The sequence below is a fragment of the Enterobacter sp. kpr-6 genome (assembly GCF_900116015.1).
Taxonomy (GTDB): domain Bacteria; phylum Pseudomonadota; class Gammaproteobacteria; order Enterobacterales; family Enterobacteriaceae; genus Enterobacter_D.
In genome coordinates this window covers 66,173-86,722 of sequence record NZ_FOYH01000004.1, presented here as the reverse complement: position 1 = coordinate 86,722, position 20,550 = coordinate 66,173, and the positions used below count along the sequence as shown (strand labels likewise).

The 20,550-nt window shown below is 53.6% G+C and carries 21 protein-coding genes; 12 read left to right on the top strand and 9 right to left on the bottom strand.

The genetic code is table 11. The features are described 5' to 3' along the window. Positions 1 to 7 precede the first annotated feature (7 nt). From pyrL to ridA, 4 genes are all read left to right on the top strand, one after another. The gene (gene pyrL, locus BM373_RS21975) at positions 8 to 181 is read left to right on the top strand and encodes a pyr operon leader peptide (RefSeq protein ID WP_143102656.1); all 174 of its coding nucleotides are present in this window, start codon (positions 8 to 10) and stop codon (positions 179 to 181) included. Further along, the gene (gene pyrB / locus BM373_RS12085; RefSeq protein WP_090461735.1) at positions 174 to 1,109 is read left to right on the top strand and encodes an aspartate carbamoyltransferase; all 936 of its coding nucleotides are present in this window, start codon (positions 174 to 176) and stop codon (positions 1,107 to 1,109) included. Before pyrL ends, pyrB begins: the two co-directional genes overlap by 8 nt. A 13-nt stretch (positions 1,110 to 1,122) precedes the next feature. Beyond that, a complete protein-coding gene (gene pyrI / locus BM373_RS12080; protein WP_090461733.1) occupies positions 1,123 to 1,584 on the top strand; it encodes an aspartate carbamoyltransferase regulatory subunit in 462 nt (153 codons plus the stop codon). 80 nt (positions 1,585 to 1,664) lie between these two features. Further along, entirely contained in the window at positions 1,665 to 2,051 is a 387-nt protein-coding gene (ridA, locus tag BM373_RS12075) for a 2-iminobutanoate/2-iminopropanoate deaminase (protein ID WP_090461731.1), read from the top strand. Positions 2,052 to 2,082: 31 nt separating this feature from the next. On the opposite strand, the gene BM373_RS12070 is transcribed toward ridA, so the two are convergent. Genes BM373_RS12070 through BM373_RS12060 form a run of 3 tightly spaced genes read right to left on the bottom strand, consistent with a single transcriptional unit; the run spans position 2,083 to position 3,568 of the window. After that, positions 2,083 to 2,466 carry a hypothetical protein gene (locus BM373_RS12070; protein ID WP_090461729.1) on the bottom strand — a complete coding sequence of 128 codons (384 nt, stop codon included), beginning with the start codon at positions 2,464 to 2,466 and terminating at the stop codon, positions 2,083 to 2,085. After that, positions 2,467 to 2,844, bottom strand: coding sequence for a hypothetical protein (locus tag BM373_RS12065; protein ID WP_143102655.1), 378 nt, complete (start codon positions 2,842 to 2,844; stop codon positions 2,467 to 2,469). Between the two features lie 28 nt (positions 2,845 to 2,872). Continuing rightward, positions 2,873 to 3,568 (bottom strand): hypothetical protein, encoded by a 696-nt coding sequence (locus tag BM373_RS12060; protein WP_256214636.1) that lies wholly within the window; start codon positions 3,566 to 3,568, stop codon positions 2,873 to 2,875. Positions 3,569 to 3,886: 318 nt separating this feature from the next. On the opposite strand from BM373_RS12060, the gene BM373_RS12055 reads away from it, so the two are divergent. Continuing rightward, positions 3,887 to 4,522 (top strand): hypothetical protein, encoded by a 636-nt coding sequence (locus tag BM373_RS12055; protein WP_090461723.1) that lies wholly within the window; start codon positions 3,887 to 3,889, stop codon positions 4,520 to 4,522. A 66-nt stretch (positions 4,523 to 4,588) separates the two neighbouring features. Here BM373_RS12055 and BM373_RS12050 read toward each other — a convergent pair whose 3' ends face one another. From BM373_RS12050 to BM373_RS12040, 3 genes are all read right to left on the bottom strand, one after another. Then, the gene (locus tag BM373_RS12050; protein ID WP_090461721.1) at positions 4,589 to 5,875 is read right to left on the bottom strand and encodes a TRAP transporter large permease; all 1,287 of its coding nucleotides are present in this window, start codon (positions 5,873 to 5,875) and stop codon (positions 4,589 to 4,591) included. A gap of 29 nt (positions 5,876 to 5,904) precedes the next feature. Continuing rightward, a complete protein-coding gene (locus BM373_RS12045) occupies positions 5,905 to 6,414 on the bottom strand; it encodes a TRAP transporter small permease (RefSeq protein ID WP_090461719.1) in 510 nt (169 codons plus the stop codon). Positions 6,415 to 6,476: 62 nt separating this feature from the next. Further along, on the bottom strand, positions 6,477 to 7,454 hold the full coding sequence (locus BM373_RS12040) for a TRAP transporter substrate-binding protein (protein WP_090461717.1): 978 nt from the start codon (positions 7,452 to 7,454) through the stop codon (positions 6,477 to 6,479). Positions 7,455 to 7,933: 479 nt separating this feature from the next. Between BM373_RS12040 and treR the strand changes: the two genes are divergently transcribed. The 5 genes from treR (at position 7,934) to nrdG (ending at position 15,332) form a co-directional block, all read left to right on the top strand. Beyond that, on the top strand, positions 7,934 to 8,881 hold the full coding sequence (treR, locus tag BM373_RS12035; protein WP_090461715.1) for a trehalose operon repressor TreR: 948 nt from the start codon (positions 7,934 to 7,936) through the stop codon (positions 8,879 to 8,881). 138 nt (positions 8,882 to 9,019) lie between these two features. Further along, complete coding sequence (treB, locus tag BM373_RS12030; protein ID WP_090461713.1) at positions 9,020 to 10,438, top strand: PTS trehalose transporter subunit IIBC; 1,419 nt, start codon at positions 9,020 to 9,022, stop codon at positions 10,436 to 10,438. A gap of 47 nt (positions 10,439 to 10,485) precedes the next feature. Then, on the top strand, positions 10,486 to 12,141 hold the full coding sequence (gene treC / locus BM373_RS12025; RefSeq protein ID WP_090461711.1) for an alpha,alpha-phosphotrehalase: 1,656 nt from the start codon (positions 10,486 to 10,488) through the stop codon (positions 12,139 to 12,141). Between the two features lie 460 nt (positions 12,142 to 12,601). Continuing rightward, a complete protein-coding gene (gene nrdD, locus BM373_RS12020) occupies positions 12,602 to 14,740 on the top strand; it encodes an anaerobic ribonucleoside-triphosphate reductase (protein WP_090461709.1) in 2,139 nt (712 codons plus the stop codon). A gap of 127 nt (positions 14,741 to 14,867) precedes the next feature. Beyond that, a complete protein-coding gene (gene nrdG, locus BM373_RS12015) occupies positions 14,868 to 15,332 on the top strand; it encodes an anaerobic ribonucleoside-triphosphate reductase-activating protein (RefSeq protein WP_090461707.1) in 465 nt (154 codons plus the stop codon). 130 nt (positions 15,333 to 15,462) lie between these two features. On the opposite strand, the gene cybC is transcribed toward nrdG, so the two are convergent. Both cybC and pmbA read right to left on the bottom strand, forming a co-directional pair. Continuing rightward, positions 15,463 to 15,846, bottom strand: a complete 384-nt coding sequence (cybC, locus tag BM373_RS12010) for a cytochrome b562 (RefSeq protein ID WP_090461705.1) — start codon at positions 15,844 to 15,846, stop codon at positions 15,463 to 15,465. A gap of 30 nt (positions 15,847 to 15,876) precedes the next feature. After that, complete coding sequence (gene pmbA, locus BM373_RS12005; protein ID WP_090461703.1) at positions 15,877 to 17,229, bottom strand: metalloprotease PmbA; 1,353 nt, start codon at positions 17,227 to 17,229, stop codon at positions 15,877 to 15,879. Between the two features lie 94 nt (positions 17,230 to 17,323). On the opposite strand from pmbA, the gene yjgA reads away from it, so the two are divergent. After that, on the top strand, positions 17,324 to 17,875 hold the full coding sequence (gene yjgA, locus BM373_RS12000; RefSeq protein WP_090461702.1) for a ribosome biogenesis factor YjgA: 552 nt from the start codon (positions 17,324 to 17,326) through the stop codon (positions 17,873 to 17,875). A gap of 113 nt (positions 17,876 to 17,988) precedes the next feature. Here the strand turns inward: yjgA and mpl are convergent, their stop codons facing one another. Further along, a complete protein-coding gene (gene mpl, locus BM373_RS11995; protein ID WP_090461700.1) occupies positions 17,989 to 19,371 on the bottom strand; it encodes a UDP-N-acetylmuramate:L-alanyl-gamma-D-glutamyl-meso-diaminopimelate ligase in 1,383 nt (460 codons plus the stop codon). A gap of 175 nt (positions 19,372 to 19,546) precedes the next feature. Between mpl and fbp the strand changes: the two genes are divergently transcribed. Then, complete coding sequence (gene fbp, locus BM373_RS11990; protein WP_090461698.1) at positions 19,547 to 20,545, top strand: class 1 fructose-bisphosphatase; 999 nt, start codon at positions 19,547 to 19,549, stop codon at positions 20,543 to 20,545. Positions 20,546 to 20,550 lie beyond the last annotated feature (5 nt).

Sequence of the window (20,550 nt, the reverse complement as noted above, 5' to 3'; positions counted from 1 at the left end):
CAGTATAATGCCCGACAATTTGCCGGGAGGAAGCATGGTCCAAAGCGTTCGACATACTGTCTTACCGCGTCTGAAAAAGGGCGCAGGCCTGCCGTTTTTCTTCCCGTTGCCGACTCTATTCCACAGCCCCTCTATTGAGGGGCTTTTTTTTGCGCAGACGTCCGGAGATAACCATGGCTAATCCGCTATATCAGAAACATATCATTTCCATAAACGATCTCAGTCGCGAAGAACTTGAACTGGTGCTGGCGACCGCAGCAAGCCTCAAGGCGAATCCCCAGCCGGAGCTGCTAAAGCATAAAGTGATCGCCAGTTGTTTCTTTGAAGCGTCCACCCGTACCCGCCTGTCGTTTGAAACGTCCATGCATCGCCTGGGCGCGAGCGTGGTGGGGTTCTCGGACAGCGCGAATACGTCGCTCGGTAAAAAAGGCGAAACCCTGGCCGACACCATTTCGGTCATCAGCACCTACGTGGACGCCATTGTGATGCGCCACCCGCAGGAAGGCGCGGCGCGGCTGGCGACGGAATTTTCCGGTGGCATTCCGGTACTCAACGCAGGCGACGGCTCGAACCAGCATCCGACGCAAACCCTGCTGGATCTGTTCACCATCCAGGAAACCCAGGGCCGCCTGGAAAATCTGAATATCGCGATGGTCGGCGATCTGAAATATGGCCGCACGGTGCACTCGCTGGCGCAGGCGATGGCGAAATTCAGCGGCAACCGCTTCCTGTTTATCGCACCTGTGGCGCTGGCCATGCCGCAGTACATTCTGGATATGCTCGATGAAAACGGCATCGCGTGGAGCGTGCACGACAGCATCGAGGACGTGATGCCGGAAGTGGATATTCTCTATATGACCCGCGTGCAGAAAGAGCGCCTGGACCCGTCGGAATACGCCAACGTGAAGGCGCAGTTTGTCCTGCGTGCCAGTGATTTGACCGGCGCGCGCAGCAATATGAAGGTGCTGCACCCGCTGCCGCGCGTGGATGAGATCCACACCGACGTCGACAAAACGCCACACGCCTGGTACTTCCAGCAGGCCGGAAACGGCATCTTTGCGCGTCAGGCACTGCTGGCGCTGGTACTCAATCGCGATTTGGCACTTTAAGAGGGGAAACGACATGACACATGATAACAAACTCCAGGTTGAAGCCATTAAGCGCGGCACCGTGATTGACCATATTCCGGCGCAGGTGGGCTTTAAGCTGCTGACCCTGTTTAAGCTGACCGAAACCGACCAGCGCATCACCATCGGCCTGAATCTGCCGTCAGGTGAAATGGGCCGCAAGGATCTGATCAAAATCGAGAACACCTTTTTGACCGACGAGCAGGTTAACCAGTTAGCCCTGTATGCGCCGGACGCCACCGTTAACCGCATTGATGAATATGAAGTGGTGGGGAAATCGCGCCCCAGTTTGCCGGAACGCATCGAAGCGGTGCTGATCTGCCCGAACAGCAACTGCATCAGCCACGCCGAGCCGGTTTCATCCAGCTTTGCGGTGAAAAAACGCGCAGCGGATATCGCGCTGAAATGCAAATACTGTGAGAAAGAGTTTTCCCATTCTGTGGTACTGGCAAATTAATTGAGGTTGGTTATGGGTTCCTCCCTCCCTATAATGGCGCGGAACCCAACCCCTCTTCCCGCTGAAATACAGGAGAAATTATGACTAAAACCATCGCGACGGAAAATGCACCAGCAGCCATTGGGCCGTATGTTCAGGGCGTTGATTTAGGCAGCATGATCATCACTTCCGGTCAGATCCCGGTGGATCCGAAAAACGGCACCGTGCCGGATGACGTCTCCGCGCAGGCGCGTCAGTCGCTGGAAAACGTTAAAGCGATCGTCGAAGCGGCTGGCCTGAAAGTGGGTGATATCGTAAAAACCACTGTGTTCGTGAAAGATCTGAACGATTTTGCGACCATTAACGCCACCTACGAAGCGTTTTTCACCGAGCACAACGCCACCTTCCCGGCGCGCTCCTGCGTGGAAGTGGCCCGTCTGCCGAAAGACGTGAAGATCGAAATCGAAGCGATCGCGGTACGTCGCTGATTTTTCGTAATCCGCCTTCGCTGAAGGCGGATTAAAAACATTGCTCAATGGAAACTGCAATTTCTTTCTCATTATTCGTCAGCGTGACAATACCTGCTTCCATGGATAATATTTTCCAGTCATATAACGCCATGCTCCCCGGTGGGGCTATATCTATGTTTTTATAAAAACAGGCTATTCCTGATATCCAGCGCCATTTATCCCGATAGATATAAAGCGACAGATTTTTTCGATCTTTTTCTTTGAAAAAATTTTCCGAACTTTCAATTTCAAGGGTAACATATAAATCATTATTGATCTGATATGCCGTCAAACCATAATATCTGCTCGCCGAATCATATATAAAAATGGAGGTAGCTAAAGACACAATTAACAGCAACGTTTTAACTTTATTTTCCCTTATGAAATTGCTCATTCAACTATCACTCCATTTATAAACATATCCACTTTCACCTACTCTGGCACTATTATCTGGCAAGCAGGTGATATTACTCCATTTCTTACGAGCAGCCGCTACATCTGGCACTCTGGCTATCACCGAAGAATAGGCATATCTGTATGGCTGGAAAATATTGCCTATGGGATAATCCATTGCTCTAATCCTGACTGAATACTCATCAGCCGTTTTTTCCATAATAACGTATATTCCAAAACGAGAAATAGACTCATCATATAAGACGCCGTTTTTGTCTTTTTTACACCATGTCACTGCCAAAAGATGATTACTTTCATCTATAAGAGAACGACCAGCTAATATTAAGTAACAGGTAAAAAAAAGCATTAACGTAATCATTATATTCACTATTCTTTTCGTGAAAAAATTAGAAACCATAATCATGCCATTCTTTTTCTATCTCTAATACACCATGAATATTATATTCTCTTGCAAGACATTGCTGATGAAAACTCCCCATAAACCTGTCTGAAATGGGAAGGCCGCCAAAACGAACGCCTGCATCAGGTTGATTAACATTCCAATTATATCTATCAAAGAATACAAATTTAAATCTCAATTTATAATAACGCAGAAGGCTTTTATGATTTGTGGTGTAACTATAAGCACTATGGGATTTCCCATCATCATTTATAATGACCTCTCCTTTTCCCCAGTACTGATACCCACCAATAGCATAAAACAAATCACTATCATCTGAGATAAAATACCCGAAACTGACAACTGACGAGGTAATATTGTGCCTGCCATGAGATAAGCTTTTACAAAATACAATAGCCTCATCTATTTCCCTATCACAGTTTTGTTTTAATTGACGTGACTTTTTCATTACATCTAATAAATTTAAATTAATATCAGCTCCTGTATCTGAAAAATAATGTTGTAAGTGTTCAAGAGCGTAAGGATAGCGGTATCGCAGAAAAATATTTCCACTGAGGATTTTCTCCAGATAATATTTATAATGATAAAGCTCATCTGAAAAATGTTCTGCGCTACACCATGCACCACTTCCTTCGTCCATGGTATAAGCAGGATCTTCTACACCTTCTATATATTTAGACATGATATCTCCTTTCGCTTTTTGAAAATAAGCCATTGTATTAACGTTTTTTCTTAAAGAAATTCGTCAATGCAAAAAAGGAGATTTTTAAGAATTCATTTACATGCGAGTAGTAAAACCTTAGCCATTGACATCGGGAATTTTTATAAGCAAAAAGGACCCGAATGACCCTGCTAAATCAAGATTTACCGGGATCATAACGCCACTTTCCCGACACGCTCCTGCGTGGAAAATCAGATTTCATCAAGGGGATGATGGTCGGTAGCCCTTTATAATCCCCTCTTACACCAATACAGGACGTATCTACAGTAAGGGAAATCTATGACACCTCGCCGCCTGGCTATTCTGGCCTCTTTTTTGCCGCTCGCGCTGACCGCCCCGGTTTTCGCTGCCCCCTCCTTTTCCGATTGCTTCCCCCTCAAAGCCGATATTTCTTATCAGATGGGCGACTCTGTCGTCTCTACGGCCAAAATCGACGTTAATGGAAAGCCCGCCATTCAAATGGATACGGTTAATGGAAACATACGCAATACGCTTATCTATGACATAAGCGGCAGAAAACTGCTGCGTTCAGTCAACTGGAGCATGAGCGATCGCAATACGCCTGACGTTACCGTTGACTGGACTACCGCCCCGACTCACCCGGAACAGGTCGCGCCTGGACAATCTTTTAAACTTAGCGGGAAAGGTACGCAAATCACCGCCAGCACCGGTGAGCGCACAGAGATTGATTTCGACGGATACAGCCACTACACCTTTGTCGGCTTTGAAGATTTGCCGTTAGACATTGATGGCAAAGAAAGAGTGTTTAAAAACGTCTGCCATTTGAGGGTAAAGGAAGAAGGCAAAACGATAGAGACCTGGCATGCCGCAGGTTTTGGTCAGATAAAATTCAAATATTACGAGGGTGAAATGCTCATGCTTGCCGAAGAGATGAGTGAAATCTTTGAGGAATAATCTTGCCGGATGGCTGGCCGACAAAAGCACATCGCCCGTCAGCCAGCCATCCGGTATAAACGCCCGTTACATCACTCCAAACAGTTTTGGCAGGAACAGCGAGATCGCCGGGATGTAGGTTATCAGCAGCAGCACCAGGAACAGCACCGCATAGAACGGCAGCATCGCTTTCACCACCTGCTCTATTTTCTGCTTACTCACCGCACTGGCCACAAACAGCACCGATCCCACCGGCGGCGTAATCAGGCCGATCCCCAGGTTGACCAGCATGATCATGCCGAAGTGCACCGGATCGATGCCCAGCGCATTGGTCACTGGCAGCAGCACTGGCGTCAGGATCAGGATCAGCGGGGCCATGTCCATCAGCGTACCGAGCAACAGCAGCATGATGTTAATGCACATCAGGATGACGTATTTGTTATCCGAAATGTGGGTGAAGGCCTCGGTGATGCGCATCGGCAACTGCATGTAGGTCATCACCGCGCCAAACGCCGCCGCAAAGCCGATCAGGATCATCACGATGGTGACGGTTTTCACCGTGCGGTACATCAGCTTCGGCAGTTCCGACCATTTGTAATCACGGTAGATAAACATGGTGACGAAGAATGCCCACAGGCAGGCGATCGCCGCCGATTCCGTGGCGGTGAAAATCCCCGAAAGAATGCCGCCCATAATGATCACTACGGTCATCAGGCCCCAGAGCGTATCGACAAAAATCTTCAGCGCCTGGCGAAACGGGATGCGCTCGCCTTTCGGGTAGCCGCGCTTGTGGGCGAAACAGATACACATCACCATCAGGGTTAAGCTCAGCAGCAGGCCCGGCAGGATCCCGGCGATAAACAGCGCCGCAATGGACACCGTGCCGCCGGTCGCCAGCGAGTAGATCACCGAGTTATGACTGGGCGGCGTAAGAATTGCCTGCACCGATCCGCTCGCCGTGACTGCGGCGGCGAAGTCGCGCGGATAGCCTTTCTTATCCATCTCCGGGATCATCACCGAGCCGATAGACGCCGTATCCGCCACTGACGATCCGGAAATGGCACCGAAAAAGGTTGAGGCCACGATATTCACCAGCGATAAACCGCCGCGAATAAAGCCGACAAAAATATAGGCAAAATTTACCAGCCTGCGTGCAATTCCGCCTTCCGCCATGATCGCCCCGGCGAGAATAAAGAACGGGATCGCCAGCAGCGAAAATTTGTTCACCCCGTTGGTTAACTGGATCATGACCGCTTCCAGCGGGATCTCGATATACCACGCCCCAATAATCGCGCTAATGCCAACGGCATACGCAACCGGCACCCCAATCGCCAACATAATGCCGAGCGTAAAGACAAGAATAAATGCGTCCATCTGCTTTCCTTTCTGAAACGGGCCGGGGATTAACTGGTCGATCCCAGCATCACAACCGGACGCTGATATTGGGAACCACGGAATATCTTCTCAATAATAAACAGAATGGTGATTGCCGAACCGATGGGCAGCGGCAGATAGTTTTCTCCGGCGGTAACCAGCGGGAATTCTGCGACAGGCTGATCCCATAAATCCATGCACAGCGAGGTGCCGTACCAGAGAATAAACAGGCTGATCGCCATCAGCATTAAATCAGCGACGATAAAACAGAAGCGGCGGGCAGATTCGCCTAAGCGGTCTATGACCATGTTGACCGCAATATGCGAGCCTGCGCGGTAGCTCACCGCTGCGCCAACAAAGGTAAAGGTCACCATGCAGATAATGGCGACCGGTTCAGGCCAGGAGAGGGCGCTGTTCATGACATAACGGGCGAAGATCCCAACGGGAATAACGGCGACCATGACCAGCAGCGCTATTCCGGCCACCCACATAGAAATACGGTAAAGCATATCCATACATGATGAATAAAGTTCACCCATCGCAATACCTCACAAAGCTAACAGGGTTAACGCAGGCAGAATAATTCTGCCTGCGTAAAGGCTTATTTCACGTCCTGAATACGTTTAATTAAATCTTCATGGCCTTTGCCATATTTATCGCGGACGGACTGCGTGGCTTCAAAGAAAGGTTTGGTATCAACATCGTGGAATTGAACGCCGCCTGTTTTCATGGCTTCCAGCGATTTGGTGTTATAGGCTTCCCACAATGTACGCTGTTCGGCCTGCGCCTCTTTTGCCAGCTTCAGAATCAAATCCTGATCGGCTTTTTCTAATTTATCCCATTTGGCTTTAGAGAATAAAAACAGCTCCGGGATAATAAAGTGTTTACTCCAGGTATAGTTTTTAACGACCGGCAAATAGTTATGCGCCACAAAGGTTGGCGGGTTATTTTCCGTGCCGTCAATGACGCCGGTTTGCATACCGCTGAACACTTCACTCACGCCCATAACGATGGAGTTCGCGCCCATCGCTTTTAAGGTGTCGAGGGCAACAGGGCTACCCTGAACGCGGATTTTCATCCCCTTTAAATCGTCTATTTTATTGACCGGTTGTTTGGTGATCAGGTTACGGGTTCCCGCATCCATCCAGCCGAGAAACACCAGACGGGACTTAGGATTCGCCGTAAGACGATCGCCTATCTCTTTGCCAATCATGCCGTCCAGCACTTTATGCAGGTGATCTTCATCGCGGAAAATATACGGCAGAGTGAAGACGTTAATTTCCGGCAATATGGCGGCCACAGGGGTCATCGAGACGCGGATAATATCAATCGCACCGAGCTGGGCTTGCTCAATCATCTGTTTTTCATCGCCCAATACACCACCGGGGAATGTTTTAATATCCAGACGCCCATCCGTCGCGGCACTCAGTTTCTCACCCATATGTTTAACCGCAACAACGTTGGGGTAATCCGCCGGGTGAACATCAGCGGCACGGAAGGTTTGGGCAAGCGTAGATTGACTGGTGATTAATACGGAAATACCGATACAGAGCGACAGCAGGCTTTTCGTCAGTTTCATTTTACATTCTCCAGTGATTTATCATTTCCATATATAAAAAACACGCAGGGTGGGGACGCCCCACGACAGAGGTAAAGACAGAAATCGATGAGATATACGACGAACGTTCAAAGAATAGTCTGACAATGAAAATATTTCGCGGATGCCGTTCACAAAAAATCATGCGCCGTTAAAAATTTCAGCACATCGTTTCATTTTTGCAATGAACCTCTGTTTCCTGAAAAAAAATTCATTAAGCTGCACGTTAAAACGTGATCGGTTTCGCTATTTCAGGTTTCAATAAAAATAAAACAAAATCTGCTCTGGAAAATATATTTTTCTATAGTGTGAATATCATTATCAGCCTATTTATTATTAATTACGGCTTTCGTTAATAATCCACAGGCTGCAATTACGCATGTAAAGGAAAGCAGGCTTTGCTCATTGTGACGGGATTCAGTAGCATTGAGCGGCGAATAGGCCAGAAGGGGAAAGGACGCATGCAAAACCGATTGACAATCAAAGACATCGCGCGACTGAGCGGGGTGGGGAAATCCACCGTTTCCCGCGTGCTGAATAATGAAAGCGGCGTGAGCGAGCAAACCCGTGAGCGGGTGGAAGCAGTGATGCAGCAGCACGGTTTTTCTCCTTCGCGCTCCGCACGCGCCATGCGCGGGCAGAGTGATAAAGTGGTCGCCATTATTGTCACCCGTCTTGATTCGCTGTCGGAAAACCTTGCGGTACAAACCATGCTCCCTGCGTTTTATGCCCAGGGCTACGATCCCATCATGATGGAAAGCCAGTTTTCCCCGGCGTTGGTGGAGGAGCATTTAGGGATGCTCAGCCGGCGCAATATTGACGGCGTGGTGCTGTTCGGGTTTACCGGCCTCACCGAAGCGCTGCTCGCGCCCTGGCAATCGTCGCTGGTGCTGCTGGCGCGTGATGCAAAAGGCTTTGCCTCGGTGTGTTACGACGACGAAGGGGCAATCCATCTGCTGATGCAAAAACTGTTCGATCAGGGCCATCGCCACATCAGTTTTCTCGGCGTCCCCGTAAGCGACGCGACCACCGGCCAGCGCCGTCATGCGGCCTATCTCGCCTTCTGCAAAGAGCATCAGCTTACGCCCCTCGTCGCCCTCCCCGGCCTTGCAATGAAGCAGGGCTACGAGTTTGTGTCGCAGGTGCTGACCGATGAGACCACCGCGCTGGTATGCGCCACCGATACGCTGGCGCTCGGCGCAAGTAAGTATCTCCAGGAGCAACGCATCACCTCCCTGCAACTGGCCAGCGTCGGCAATACGCCGCTGATGAAATTCCTGCACCCGGAGACGATTACCGTCGATCCCGGTTATGCCCAGGCGGGGCAAATGGCCGCAATGCAGCTTATCGATCAGATCACCGGTCGCGCCGATCCGCGTACGATCATCGTCCCCTCTCACCTCGCCTGACCTCACCCGTTTCGCCGATATAGTGTGATCCTCACCTGATTTCGGGAACGTTCCCGTTCCTTCTGTTTCGATTCGCGGATACGCTTGCGGCCAGGTCATTGCTTCCCTACCCATTCCCCCTCTTAATGAGGTTCTACCATGAGCAAAGTGCAACAAACTGATATTGATCGGCTGATCGTTCTGGTCGGCGGACGGGAAAATATTGCCACCGTCAGTCACTGCATTACCCGACTGCGGTTTGTGCTAAACGATCCGGCGGTTGCCGATCCGAAAGCCATTGAAGAACTGCCGATGGTCAAAGGCTGCTTTACCAATGCCGGGCAGTTCCAGGTGGTGATCGGTACCAACGTGGGCGATTACTACCAGGTGCTTATCACCACCATCGGGCAGGCGAGCGCGGATAAAGAGCAGGCGAAACGCGCCGCCCGAAAAAATATGAAATGGCACGAGCAGTTGATCTCCCACTTCGCGGAGATCTTCTTCCCGCTGCTGCCCGCGCTTATCAGCGGCGGTTTGATCTTAGGCTTCCGCAACGTGGTCGGCGATGTGCCGATGAGCAACGGCCAGACGCTGGCGCAGATGTTCCCGGCGCTGAAAACGGTCTACGACTTCCTGTGGCTGATTGGCGAGGCGATCTTCTTCTACCTGCCGGTGGGCATTTGCTGGTCGGCGGTGCGCAAAATGGGCGGCACGCCGATCCTCGGCATCGTGCTCGGCGTGACGCTGGTGTCGCCGCAGTTAATGAACGCTTACTTACTGGGTTCGCAGGCACCGGAAGTCTGGGACTTTGGCCTGTTCAGCGTGGCGAAAGTGGGCTATCAGGCGCAGGTGATCCCGGCACTGCTGGCGGGCCTGGCGCTCGGCTTTATTGAAATCCGTTTAAAACGCCTGGTGCCGGATTACCTCTATTTAGTGGTGGTGCCAGTGTGCTCGCTGATCCTCGCGGTGTTCCTCGCCCATGCGTTTATCGGACCTTTTGGCCGCATGATTGGCGACGGCGTGGCCTTCGCGGTGCGCCACCTGATGACCGGCAGTTTCGCCCCGATTGGCGCGGCGCTGTTTGGCTTCCTGTATGCGCCGCTGGTGATCACCGGCGTTCACCAGACCACGCTCGCCATCGACATGCAGATGATCCAGAGCCTTGGCGGCACCCCGGTGTGGCCGCTGATTGCGCTCTCTAATATCGCGCAGGCCTCGGCGGTAGTGGGCATTATCATCGTCAGCCGTAAACATAATGAGCGCGAAATTTCCGTGCCGGCCGCGATTTCCGCCTTCCTCGGCGTGACGGAACCGGCGATGTACGGCATCAACCTGAAATACCGCTTCCCGATGCTGTGCGCGATGATTGGTTCCGGCCTGGCCGCGCTGCTATGCGGCCTGTACGGGGTAATGGCAAACGGGATTGGCGTCGGCGGTCTGCCGGGTATTTTGTCTATCCAGACACCCTACTGGCAGGTCTTCTCGCTGGCGATGGCGATAGCAATTATTGTCCCGATGGCGCTGACCACGGTGATTTACCAGCGTAAGTTCCGCCAGGGCGCGCTACAGATTATATGAGTGTTTCGGGGCGCATTTGCGCCCCTTTTTTTGACCAGGACCAGACCATGAATACCCTTCCTCACTGGTGGCAGAACGGCACGATCTACCAGATCTATCCAAAGAGTTTTCAGGACACCACCGGCTCCGGCACCGGCGATTTACGCGGCGTCACGCAGCGGCTGGATTATCTGAAAACTCTCGGCGTGGATGCCCTCTGGCTCACCCCGTTTTATATCTCTCCGCAGGTTGATAACGGCTACGACGTGGCGAACTACACCGCCATCGATCCAACCTACGGCACGCTGGATGACTTTGACGAACTGGTGGCGCAGACCCATGCGCGCGGTATGCGTCTCGTGCTGGATATGGTGTTAAACCACACCTCCACGCAGCACCCGTGGTTCCGCGAAGCGCTCGATCCCAACAGTCCCTTCCGCGCCTTTTATTTCTGGCGCGACGGCATCCCGGAGACGCCGCCGAACAACTGGATTTCCAAATTTGGCGGCAGCGCCTGGCGCTGGCATGCCGAAAGCGGTCAGTACTATCTGCATCTTTTCGCCCCTGAACAGGCGGATCTGAACTGGGAAAACCCGGCGGTACGTGCGGAACTGAAAAAGGTCTGCGAATTCTGGGCCGACCGCGGCGTGGACGGGTTGCGCCTCGACGTAGTGAATTTAATTTCTAAAGATCAGGATTTCCCGACGGACGAACTGGGCGACGGGCGGCGTTTTTACACCGACGGGCCGCGCGCGCATGAGTTTTTGCGTGAAATGAGCCGCGATGTCTTTACTCCGCGCGGGCTGATGACGGTGGGCGAGATGTCATCCACCACGCTTGAACACTGCCAGCGCTACGCGGCGCTTGATGGCAGCGAACTGTCGATGACCTTTAACTTTCATCACCTGAAAGTGGATTACCCCGGCGGGAGAAAATGGACGCTCGCTGCCCCCGATTATGTGCAGCTTAAAGCGCTGTTCAGCCACTGGCAGCAGGGGATGCACAAGGTCGCGTGGAATGCGCTGTTCTGGTGTAACCACGATCAGCCGCGCATTGTGTCGCGTTTTGGCGATGAGGGGGAATACCGCGAAATTTCAGCGAAAATGCTGGCAATGGTGCTGCACGGCATGCAGGGGACGCCGTACATCTACCAGGGTGAAGAGATCGGCATGACCAATCCGCACTTTGCGCGCATCACCGATTACCGCGACGTGGAGAGCCATAACATGTTTGCCGCCGGGCGCAACACCGGGGTGGATGCGGACACCTTGCTGGCGATCCTCGCCAGTAAATCCCGCGACAATGGCCGCACGCCGATGCAATGGAACGCAGGGCCGCACGCCGGTTTTACCGACAGTGAGCCGTGGATCGGGCTGTGCGATAACGCCGATCGGGTGAACGTGCAGGCGGCACTCGCCGATCCGAAATCGGTGTTTTACACCTATCAGACGCTGATTGCGCTGCGTAAACGCGAGCCGGTACTGACCTTCGGTGATTATCAGGATCTGCTCCCGGATCACCCGGCGCTGTGGTGTTACCGCCGCACCTGGCAGGGCCAGACGCTGCTGGTTCTGGCGAATCTCAGCGGAGAATGCCACGCCTGGCAGCCGGATAATTGCGAGGGCGAGTGGAACGTGCTGATGAGTAATTATGACGAGGCCGCCAATGCCCCTGCTCCGATGACGCTGCGCCCGTATGAGGCGGTGTGGTGGGTGACGGGGTGAGTTTTTTCACCCTCACCCTAACCCTCTCCCTTAGGGAGAGGGAACAGCCCGAGCGCGGACTTGCCCTTCTCCCTCTCCCTTAGGGAGAGGGCCGGGGTGAGGGGTCCCTCACCTCACAAACCCTCATTTTCGCTGCATTTTTAAGCACTTGTTAAGCACAATATTTTATCCCCTCTGCAGCGCCCGTCCTCTCTACGGTCTTCTTTTTACTTTGTCCTGCATCAATAAAACCGCAAACATGTTTGATGCAAATCACTATATATAGATATTAAAATCGCGGCCCGGCCCTACATGTTGTATCAATCGTCTACTATTACAACAATCGTTTAGATGATTTTTCACGCAACCTTGTGGATAAAAAGGGCCAGGCGAAGGGGAAAGGCTGATGACTCAAACAAATACGGCCCGTGCATAAATCCCCGCCTCTGTGGATAACCTGTTTTTTAACAATGGAGAGATCATGACACCGCATGTGTTGAAACGAGATGGCTGTAAAGTCCCTTTCAAATCAGAGCGCATCAAAGAAGCCATTCTTCGTGCCGCTAAAGCAGCGGGAGTCGATGACGCAGACTATTGCGCCACCGTCGCAGAAATAGTCAGTCAGCAAATGCAGCCCAATTCAAAGGTCGATATCAGCGAAATCCAGACGGCAGTGGAAAACCAGTTGATGTCCGGCCCGTACAAACAACTGGCGCGCGCGTACATTGAGTACCGCCACGACCGCGACATTGAGCGTGAAAAACGCGGGCGTCTGAACCAGGAAATCCGCGGCCTGGTCGAGCAAACTAACTCCGCCCTGCTCAATGAAAACGCCAATAAAGACAGCAAAGTGATCCCTACCCAGCGCGACCTGCTGGCCGGTATCGTCGCCAAACATTATGCCCGCCAGCACCTGCTGCCGCGTGATGTGGTGCAGGCGCACGAGCGCGGCGATATTCACTATCACGATCTCGACTATTCACCGTTCTTCCCGATGTTCAACTGCATGCTGATCGACCTGAAAGGTATGCTGACCCACGGCTTTAAAATGGGTAACGCGGAGATTGAACCGCCAAAATCGATCTCCACCGCCACCGCCGTCACCGCGCAAATCATCGCCCAGGTCGCCAGCCATATTTACGGTGGCACCACCATTAACCGCATCGATGAAGTGCTGGCCCCGTTCGTGACGGCGAGTTTCGCCAAACACCGTGAGATCGCTGAAAGCTGGCAGATCCCGGATGTGGAAGGCTACGCCCGGTCGCGCACCGAAAAAGAGTGCTACGACGCGTTTCAGTCGCTGGAATACGAAGTGAACACGCTGCACACCGCTAACGGCCAGACGCCGTTTGTAACCTTCGGTTTTGGCCTCGGCACCAGCTGGGAATCGCGCCTGATCCAGCAGTCCATTTTGCGTAACCGCATCGCTGGTCTCGGTAAAAACCGTAAAACCGCGGTGTTCCCGAAGCTGGTGTTTGCGATCCGCGATGGCCTGAACCACAAGCCCGGCGACGCCAACTACGACATCAAACAACTGGCGCTGGAGTGCGCGAGCAAGCGCATGTACCCGGATATCCTCAATTACGATCAGGTCGTGAAGGTAACCGGTTCGTTCAAAACTCCGATGGGCTGCCGCAGTTTCCTTGGCGTCTGGGAAAACGAAAACGGCGAGCAGGTGCACGATGGTCGCAACAACCTGGGCGTGATCAGCCTCAACCTGCCGCGCATTGCGCTGGAAGCCAAAGGGAATGAAGAGGCGTTCTGGCAACTGCTGGATGAGCGTCTGGTGCTGGCGCGTAAAGCGCTGATGACGCGTATCGCCCGTCTGGAAGGGGTGAAAGCGCGCGTTGCGCCGATTCTTTATATGGAAGGTGCGTGCGGCGTGCGTCTGAAAGCCGACGACGACGTTTCTGAAATCTTTAAAAACGGCCGCGCGTCGATTTCACTGGGTTACATCGGCATTCACGAAACCATCAATGCGCTGGCGGGCGACAGCCACATGTACGACAGCGCTGCGCTGCGGGCAAAAGGCCTCGCCATTGTTGAGCGTCTGCGTAAAGCGGTGGATCAGTGGAAAGAGGAAACCGGCTACGGCTTTAGTCTTTACAGCACGCCAAGCGAAAACCTGTGCGACCGCTTCTGCCGTCTGGATACCGCCGAATTCGGCGTGGTGCCGGGGGTGACGGAAAAAGGGTATTACACCAACAGCTTCCACCTCGACGTCGAGAAAAAGGTTAATCCTTACGACAAGATCGATTTCGAAGCGCCGTACCCGCCGCTGGCGAACGGGGGCTTCATTTGCTACGGCGAGTACCCGAACATTCAGCACAACCTGAAGGCGCTGGAAGACGTGTGGGATTACAGCTATCAGCACGTGCCTTATTACGGCACCAACACGCCGATCGACGAGTGCTACGAGTGCGGCTTTACCGGTGAGTTTGAATGCACCAGCAAAGGCTTCACCTGCCCGAAATGCGGCAATCACGACGCCGCGCGCGTGTCGGTCACCCGCCGCGTATGCGGTTATTTAGGCAGCCCGGATGCCCGTCCGTTTAACGCCGGTAAGCAGGAAGAAGTGAAGCGCCGCGTGAAACACTTGGGAAATGGGCAGCTCGGTTAAGATCTCCCCTCACCCTAACCCTCTCCCTCAGGGAGAGGGAACAGATCGAGCACATTGTTAAGCCCGACGCTGGTTTTCTCCCTCTCCTGGGGGAGAGGGCCGGGGTGAGGGCATCAGGTTATTCACTATGAACTTTCACGCATATTACCCCGTCGATATCGTTAACGGCCCTGGCACCCGCTGTACCCTGTTCGTCTCAGGGTGCGTTCACGAGTGCCCTGGCTGCTATAACAAAAGCACCTGGCGGCTGAATTCCGGGCAGCCTTTTACCGCTGAAATGGCCGATAACATCATTGCTGATTTGAACGATACCCGCGTCAAGCGCCAGGGGATCTCCCTCTCTGGCGGTGATCCGCTGCACCCACAAAACGTGCCTGAGATATTAGCGCTGGTACAGCGCATCCGCGCGGAATGCCCCGGCAAAGATATCTGGGTGTGGACGGGGTACAAGCTGGAGGAATTGAATGACGCGCAGAAGGCGGTGGTGGATCTGATCAACGTGCTGATCGACGGTAAATTTGTGCAGGACCTGAAAGATCCGATGCTGATCTGGCGCGGGAGTAGTAATCAGGTGGTGCATCACCTGCGCTAACCCTCTCCCTCAGGGAGAGGGGACGGATCGAGCACCGACTTACCTTTCACCCTCTCCCCCGGCGAAGGGCGAGCACCGGCCCGCCTTTCACCCTCTCCCTGAGGGAGAGGGCCGGGGTGAGGGGGAAAAATTAGCGGTACTTCTTGTGGTAGGTATTACGCGTGGTTTTAAACTCTTCCGCCGCGGCCTGCGCTTCTTTCACTTTGCCTTCGTTAGCCAGCTTCATTGCGCCATCAATCTGCCCAACCAGAATGTCAAAACCGTGGCGAAAATCTTTCATTTCCGGGCTGTCTGCCGGTTTGTCTTCCAGCTTCGGCGGCGTTTCTTTTTGCGCATCCAGCGCAGCAGTGCGCATTTTCGCTAACGCGTCTTTCATTTCCGCCGCGTTATCGGTTTTTTGCACTACTTTCAGGTTTTCATTAAGCGTGTCCATATCATCTTCCAGATCGGCAAATGCCGCCTGGCCTACAAAGAGGGATGATACAGCCAGTATCGCCAGCAGTTTTTTACGCATTGCTCATTTCCTTTTTGTTGTTATTGATAATTACTGGCCAGCGATTTTCATCTCCGGCAGCAGCACTGAACCACACTGAATATTGCTGCGCGTTTCGATATCGTCACCAATGGTGACCATATTACGCCACATATCTTTCAGGTTACCGGCGATGGTAATTTCACTCACCGGGTACTGAATTTCACCGTTTTCGACCCAGAATCCGGCCGCACCGCGCGAGTAATCACCGGTGATGCCGCTCACGCCCTGCCCCATCAACTCTGTTACCACCAGACCTGTGCCCATCTCTTTAAGCATCTGCTCAAAGCCGAGGCCGCGTCCGTTGATGCGCCAGTTGTGAATGCCGCCCGCGTGACCGGTGCTTTTCAGCCCCAGCTTACGCGCGGAATAGTTGGTCAGCAGCCACTGAGTCAGGATGCCATCTTTGATGATATCGCGGCGCTCCGTGCGCACGCCTTCGCTGTCAAACGGCGTGGACGCCAGTCCGCCTAATAAATGCGGATGCTCTTCGATCGTTAACCATTCCGGCAGGATCTGCTTGCCGAGATGATCCAGCAGGAAGGTGGATTTGCGATACACCGCACCACCCGCAATCGCGCCGACCAGGTGTCCGAACAGCCCGGTCGCCACTTCATTTGCAAAAATCACCGGTGCTTTCATGGTGGAGAGTTTGCGCGGAGAGAGACGCGACAGCGTGCGTCGTGCGCACTCAGCGCCCACCCATTCCGGGGATTGCAGGTCGCTTAAACGACGGCTGATGGTGTAGGCGTAATCACGTTCCATATCGCCGTTCTCTTCCGCGATAACGCAACTGGAGAGGGAGTGGCGCGTTGAGCAGTAGCTTTGCAGCATGCCGTGGCTGTTGCCAAAAACTTTAATCCCGTAGTGGCTGTTAAAGCTGCCGCCTTCGGTATTGGTAATGCGCTTATCGACGTTCAGCGACGCCTGCTCGGCACGGGCAGCCAGTTCAATCGCTTCGTCGGGGGTCACTTCCGCCGGGTGGAACAGATCCAGATCCGGGGCTTCAAAAGCCAGCAGATCTTTATCGGCGACGCCAGCAAACGGATCCGGCGAGGTGTAGCGGGCGATGTCCAGCGCCGCCTGCACGGTGCGCGCAATGGCCTCCGGGCTTAAGTCGGTAGACGAGGCGCTGCCTTTGCGATTTTGATGATAAACGGTGATGCCAAGCGCACCATCGCTGTTGAATTCAACGTTCTCCGCCTCACCGTAGCGCGTGCTGACGCTAATACCGGTCGTCTTCGATACCGCCACTTCTGCACCGTCAGACTTGCCAGCGGCGAGTTCCAGTGCAGTCGATACGGCCTCTTCCAGTGCTTTGCGTTGCTGCGCAACTTGTGTGATTACTTTCATCGCTAATGCCATAATGTAGAGGGAGTTTCAAAGAAGTCTAACAGAGAACCCATTCTCAGTGTGCTCCCAGGGTGTTAGTATTAGCCTCTTTTTTAAGGAGCCTGAGATGACCAAGCAGCCCGATGACTGGCTCGACGACGTGCCCGGTGATGATATTGACGATGAAGATGATGAGATCATCTGGGTCAGTAAAAGTGAAATTAAGCGCGATGCGGAAGAATTAAAACGCCTCGGCGCTGAACTGGTGGATCTGGGTAAAAACGCCCTCGACAAGATCCCACTGGATGATGATTTACGCGCGGCCATTGAACTGGCGCAGCGCATTAAGAAAGAAGGCCGCCGCCGCCAGTTGCAGTTGATCGGCAAATTGCTGCGTCAGCGCGAGGTCGATCCGATCCGGCAGGCGCTGGATAAGCTGAAAAACCGCCACAACCAGCAGGTCGCGTTTTTCCACAAGCTGGAACAGATCCGCGATCGGTTGATCGAACAGGGTGATGACGCGGTGCCGGAAGTGCTGAACCTGTGGCCACACGCCGACCGCCAGCAGTTACGCTCGCTGATCCGCAATGCGCAAAAAGAGAAAGAAGGGAATAAAGCGCCGAAGTCCGCGCGTTTGATTTTCCAGTATTTGCGTGAGCTGTCTGAAGGGGAAGAGTAAGCGGGTTCTTCCCCCTCACCCCGGCCCTCTCCCCATGGGAGAGGGGGAAAGGCAGGCCTGTACTCGATCCGTTCCCTCTCCCTTAGGGAGAGGGTTAGGGTGAGGGTAAAAACCTAAACCGGCTCTGCCGCCGCAGCGGCTTTCTTCGCCAGCCCATCCAGCAGTTTCTGATGTATCCCACCAAAACCACCGTTGCTCATCACCAGAATATGATCCCCCGGCTGGGCGGTTTTCACGATCATCTCTGCCAGCGTGTCCACGTCAGCATGCCAGTGGGCGGGCTGAATGCAGGCTTCAGCCACTTCCGCTACCTGCCATGGAATGTGCTGCGGTTGCAGCAGGAAGACTTCATCCGCGCGGCCCAGTGATGGAGCGAGATCGTCTTTGCAGACGCCCATTTTCATGGTGTTCGAGCGCGGCTCCAGCACCGCCAGAATACGCGCCGTACCGCCCACTTTCCCGCGCAGCGCGGCAAGGGTGGCGAGGATCGCCGTCGGGTGGTGCGCGAAATCGTCGTACACCGTCACGCCGTTGGCTTCACCGCGCAGCTCCAGGCGACGACGGGCATTCACGAATGAGCCGAGCGCGTTCGCTGCATCCGCAGGCGTCACACCCACATGACGGGCGGCGGCAATCGCCATCAGACCGTTATGCATGTTGTGCTCGCCAACCAGATCCCATTCGACACGGCCCGTGCATTCGCCATCCAGCCATACTTCCCAGACGGATGCGTCGGTGGTCAGCTTTTTCGCCTGCCAGTGGCCCTGTTCGCCCACCAGCTCCTGCTCGCTCCAGCAGCCCATCGCCATGGTCTGTTTCAGGTTGATGTCGCTTTCCGGCCAGATGATTTTCCCCTGCCCCGGTACGATGCGCACCAGGTGGTGGAATTGCTTCTGAATCGCTTTCAGATCGTCGAAGATGTCCGCGTGATCGAACTCAAGGTTGTTGAGGATCAGCGTGCGCGGACAGTAATGCACGAACTTGGAGCGTTTATCAAAGAAGGCGCAGTCATATTCGTCCGCTTCAATCACGAAGAACGGGCTTTCACCCAGGCGGGCTGACACGTCAAAGTTGCCCGGCACGCCGCCGATCACAAAGCCCGGTTTGTAGCCGCAGGCTTCGAGGATCCAGGTCACCATGCCGGCGGTGGTGGTTTTGCCGTGCGTCCCGGCGACGGCCAGCACCCAGCGGTCACACAGGACAAAATCGTGCAGCCACTGCGGGCCGGACATATACGGAATGTTCTTTTCCAGCACCGCTTCAACACACGGATTCCCGCGCGTCATGGCGTTACCGATAATCACCAGATCCGGCTCGTCATCCAGCTGGCTGGGGTCATAACCCTGAATTAATTCAATGCCCTGCTCTTCAAGCAGCGTGCTCATCGGCGGATACACATTGGCGTCCGAACCCGTTACCTCGTGGCCCAGGGAGCGCGCCAGCATTGCCAGTCCGCCCATGAACGTGCCACAAATCCCCAATATATGAATGCGCATACGTCGTTACCTTTCTCTAATCTGGCGGCCATTTTACCCCGATGTTCTGCCGTAAGAGAAATGCATTTCAGGATAATCCCAGGTCTGCTGGCGCGATTCACCTCTGCGCAATCTTTTGAAACTTTGTTAAGATTGTTGCAGTCGCTTTACTCCACATAAATTGTAGGGAAGTGTTATGAAAACGTTAGGTGAATTTATCGTTGAAAAGCAGCATGAGTTTTCTCACGCTACCGGTGAACTGACTGCTTTGTTATCAGCGATAAAGCTGGGTGCTAAGATCATCCACCGCGATATCAACAAAGCCGGACTGGTTGATATTCTCGGTGCCAGCGGTGCTGAAAACGTACAGGGCGAGGTTCAGCAGAAACTCGATCTGTTCGCCAATGAAAAACTAAAAGCTGCACTGCGCGCACGGGACATCGTTGCGGGTATCGCCTCTGAAGAAGAAGATGAAATCGTTGTTTTTGAAGGCTGTGAGCACGCGAAATACGTGGTGCTGATGGACCCGCTGGACGGTTCTTCCAACATCGACGTTAACGTTTCTGTCGGTACCATCTTCTCTATTTACCGCCGCGTTACGCCGGTCGGCACTGCGGTCACGGAAGAAGACTTCCTGCAACCGGGCAGCAAGCAGGTTGCGGCGGGCTATGTGGTTTACGGCTCCTCCACCATGCTGGTGTACACCACCGGCTGCGGCGTTCACGCTTTCACCTACGATCCGTCGCTCGGCGTCTTCTGCCTGTGCCAGGAGCGTATGCGCTACCCGGCAAAGGGCAACACTTACTCCATTAATGAAGGCAACTACATTAAATTCCCGCAGGGCGTGAAGAAGTATCTGAAGTTCTGCCAGGAAGAAGATAAGTCAACGCAGCGCCCGTACACCACGCGCTACATTGGTTCGCTGGTGGCGGACTTCCACCGTAACCTGCTGAAAGGCGGGATTTATCTCTACCCAAGCACCGCCAGCCACCCGGAAGGGAAGCTGCGTTTGCTGTATGAATGCAACCCGATGGCGTTCCTGGCGGAACAGGCAGGCGGTAAAGCGAGCGACGGTAAAGAGCGTATTCTGGATATCATGCCGGAAAGCCTGCACCAGCGCCGCCCGTTCTTCGTGGGGAATGAGCATATGGTGGATGATGTAGAGCGGTTTATGCGCGAGTTCCCGGACGCGTAATTTTC

What these genes read in the sequence shown, in the direction of transcription:
- pyrL (WP_143102656.1), top strand. Translation starts at nt 8, where the DNA reads ATGCCCGACAATTTGCCGGGAGGAAGCATGGTCCAAAGCGTTCGACAT.
- pyrB (WP_090461735.1), top strand. Translation starts at nt 174, where the DNA reads ATGGCTAATCCGCTATATCAGAAACATATCATTTCCATAAACGATCTC.
- pyrI (WP_090461733.1), top strand. Translation starts at nt 1,123, where the DNA reads ATGACACATGATAACAAACTCCAGGTTGAAGCCATTAAGCGCGGCACC.
- ridA (WP_090461731.1), top strand. Translation starts at nt 1,665, where the DNA reads ATGACTAAAACCATCGCGACGGAAAATGCACCAGCAGCCATTGGGCCG.
- BM373_RS12070 (WP_090461729.1), bottom strand. Translation starts at nt 2,466, where the DNA reads ATGAGCAATTTCATAAGGGAAAATAAAGTTAAAACGTTGCTGTTAATT.
- BM373_RS12065 (WP_143102655.1), bottom strand. Translation starts at nt 2,844, where the DNA reads ATGATTACGTTAATGCTTTTTTTTACCTGTTACTTAATATTAGCTGGT.
- BM373_RS12060 (WP_256214636.1), bottom strand. Translation starts at nt 3,568, where the DNA reads ATGTCTAAATATATAGAAGGTGTAGAAGATCCTGCTTATACCATGGAC.
- BM373_RS12055 (WP_090461723.1), top strand. Translation starts at nt 3,887, where the DNA reads ATGACACCTCGCCGCCTGGCTATTCTGGCCTCTTTTTTGCCGCTCGCG.
- BM373_RS12050 (WP_090461721.1), bottom strand. Translation starts at nt 5,875, where the DNA reads ATGGACGCATTTATTCTTGTCTTTACGCTCGGCATTATGTTGGCGATT.
- BM373_RS12045 (WP_090461719.1), bottom strand. Translation starts at nt 6,414, where the DNA reads ATGGGTGAACTTTATTCATCATGTATGGATATGCTTTACCGTATTTCT.
- BM373_RS12040 (WP_090461717.1), bottom strand. Translation starts at nt 7,454, where the DNA reads ATGAAACTGACGAAAAGCCTGCTGTCGCTCTGTATCGGTATTTCCGTA.
- treR (WP_090461715.1), top strand. Translation starts at nt 7,934, where the DNA reads ATGCAAAACCGATTGACAATCAAAGACATCGCGCGACTGAGCGGGGTG.
- treB (WP_090461713.1), top strand. Translation starts at nt 9,020, where the DNA reads ATGAGCAAAGTGCAACAAACTGATATTGATCGGCTGATCGTTCTGGTC.
- treC (WP_090461711.1), top strand. Translation starts at nt 10,486, where the DNA reads ATGAATACCCTTCCTCACTGGTGGCAGAACGGCACGATCTACCAGATC.
- nrdD (WP_090461709.1), top strand. Translation starts at nt 12,602, where the DNA reads ATGACACCGCATGTGTTGAAACGAGATGGCTGTAAAGTCCCTTTCAAA.
- nrdG (WP_090461707.1), top strand. Translation starts at nt 14,868, where the DNA reads ATGAACTTTCACGCATATTACCCCGTCGATATCGTTAACGGCCCTGGC.
- cybC (WP_090461705.1), bottom strand. Translation starts at nt 15,846, where the DNA reads ATGCGTAAAAAACTGCTGGCGATACTGGCTGTATCATCCCTCTTTGTA.
- pmbA (WP_090461703.1), bottom strand. Translation starts at nt 17,229, where the DNA reads ATGGCATTAGCGATGAAAGTAATCACACAAGTTGCGCAGCAACGCAAA.
- yjgA (WP_090461702.1), top strand. Translation starts at nt 17,324, where the DNA reads ATGACCAAGCAGCCCGATGACTGGCTCGACGACGTGCCCGGTGATGAT.
- mpl (WP_090461700.1), bottom strand. Translation starts at nt 19,371, where the DNA reads ATGCGCATTCATATATTGGGGATTTGTGGCACGTTCATGGGCGGACTG.
- fbp (WP_090461698.1), top strand. Translation starts at nt 19,547, where the DNA reads ATGAAAACGTTAGGTGAATTTATCGTTGAAAAGCAGCATGAGTTTTCT.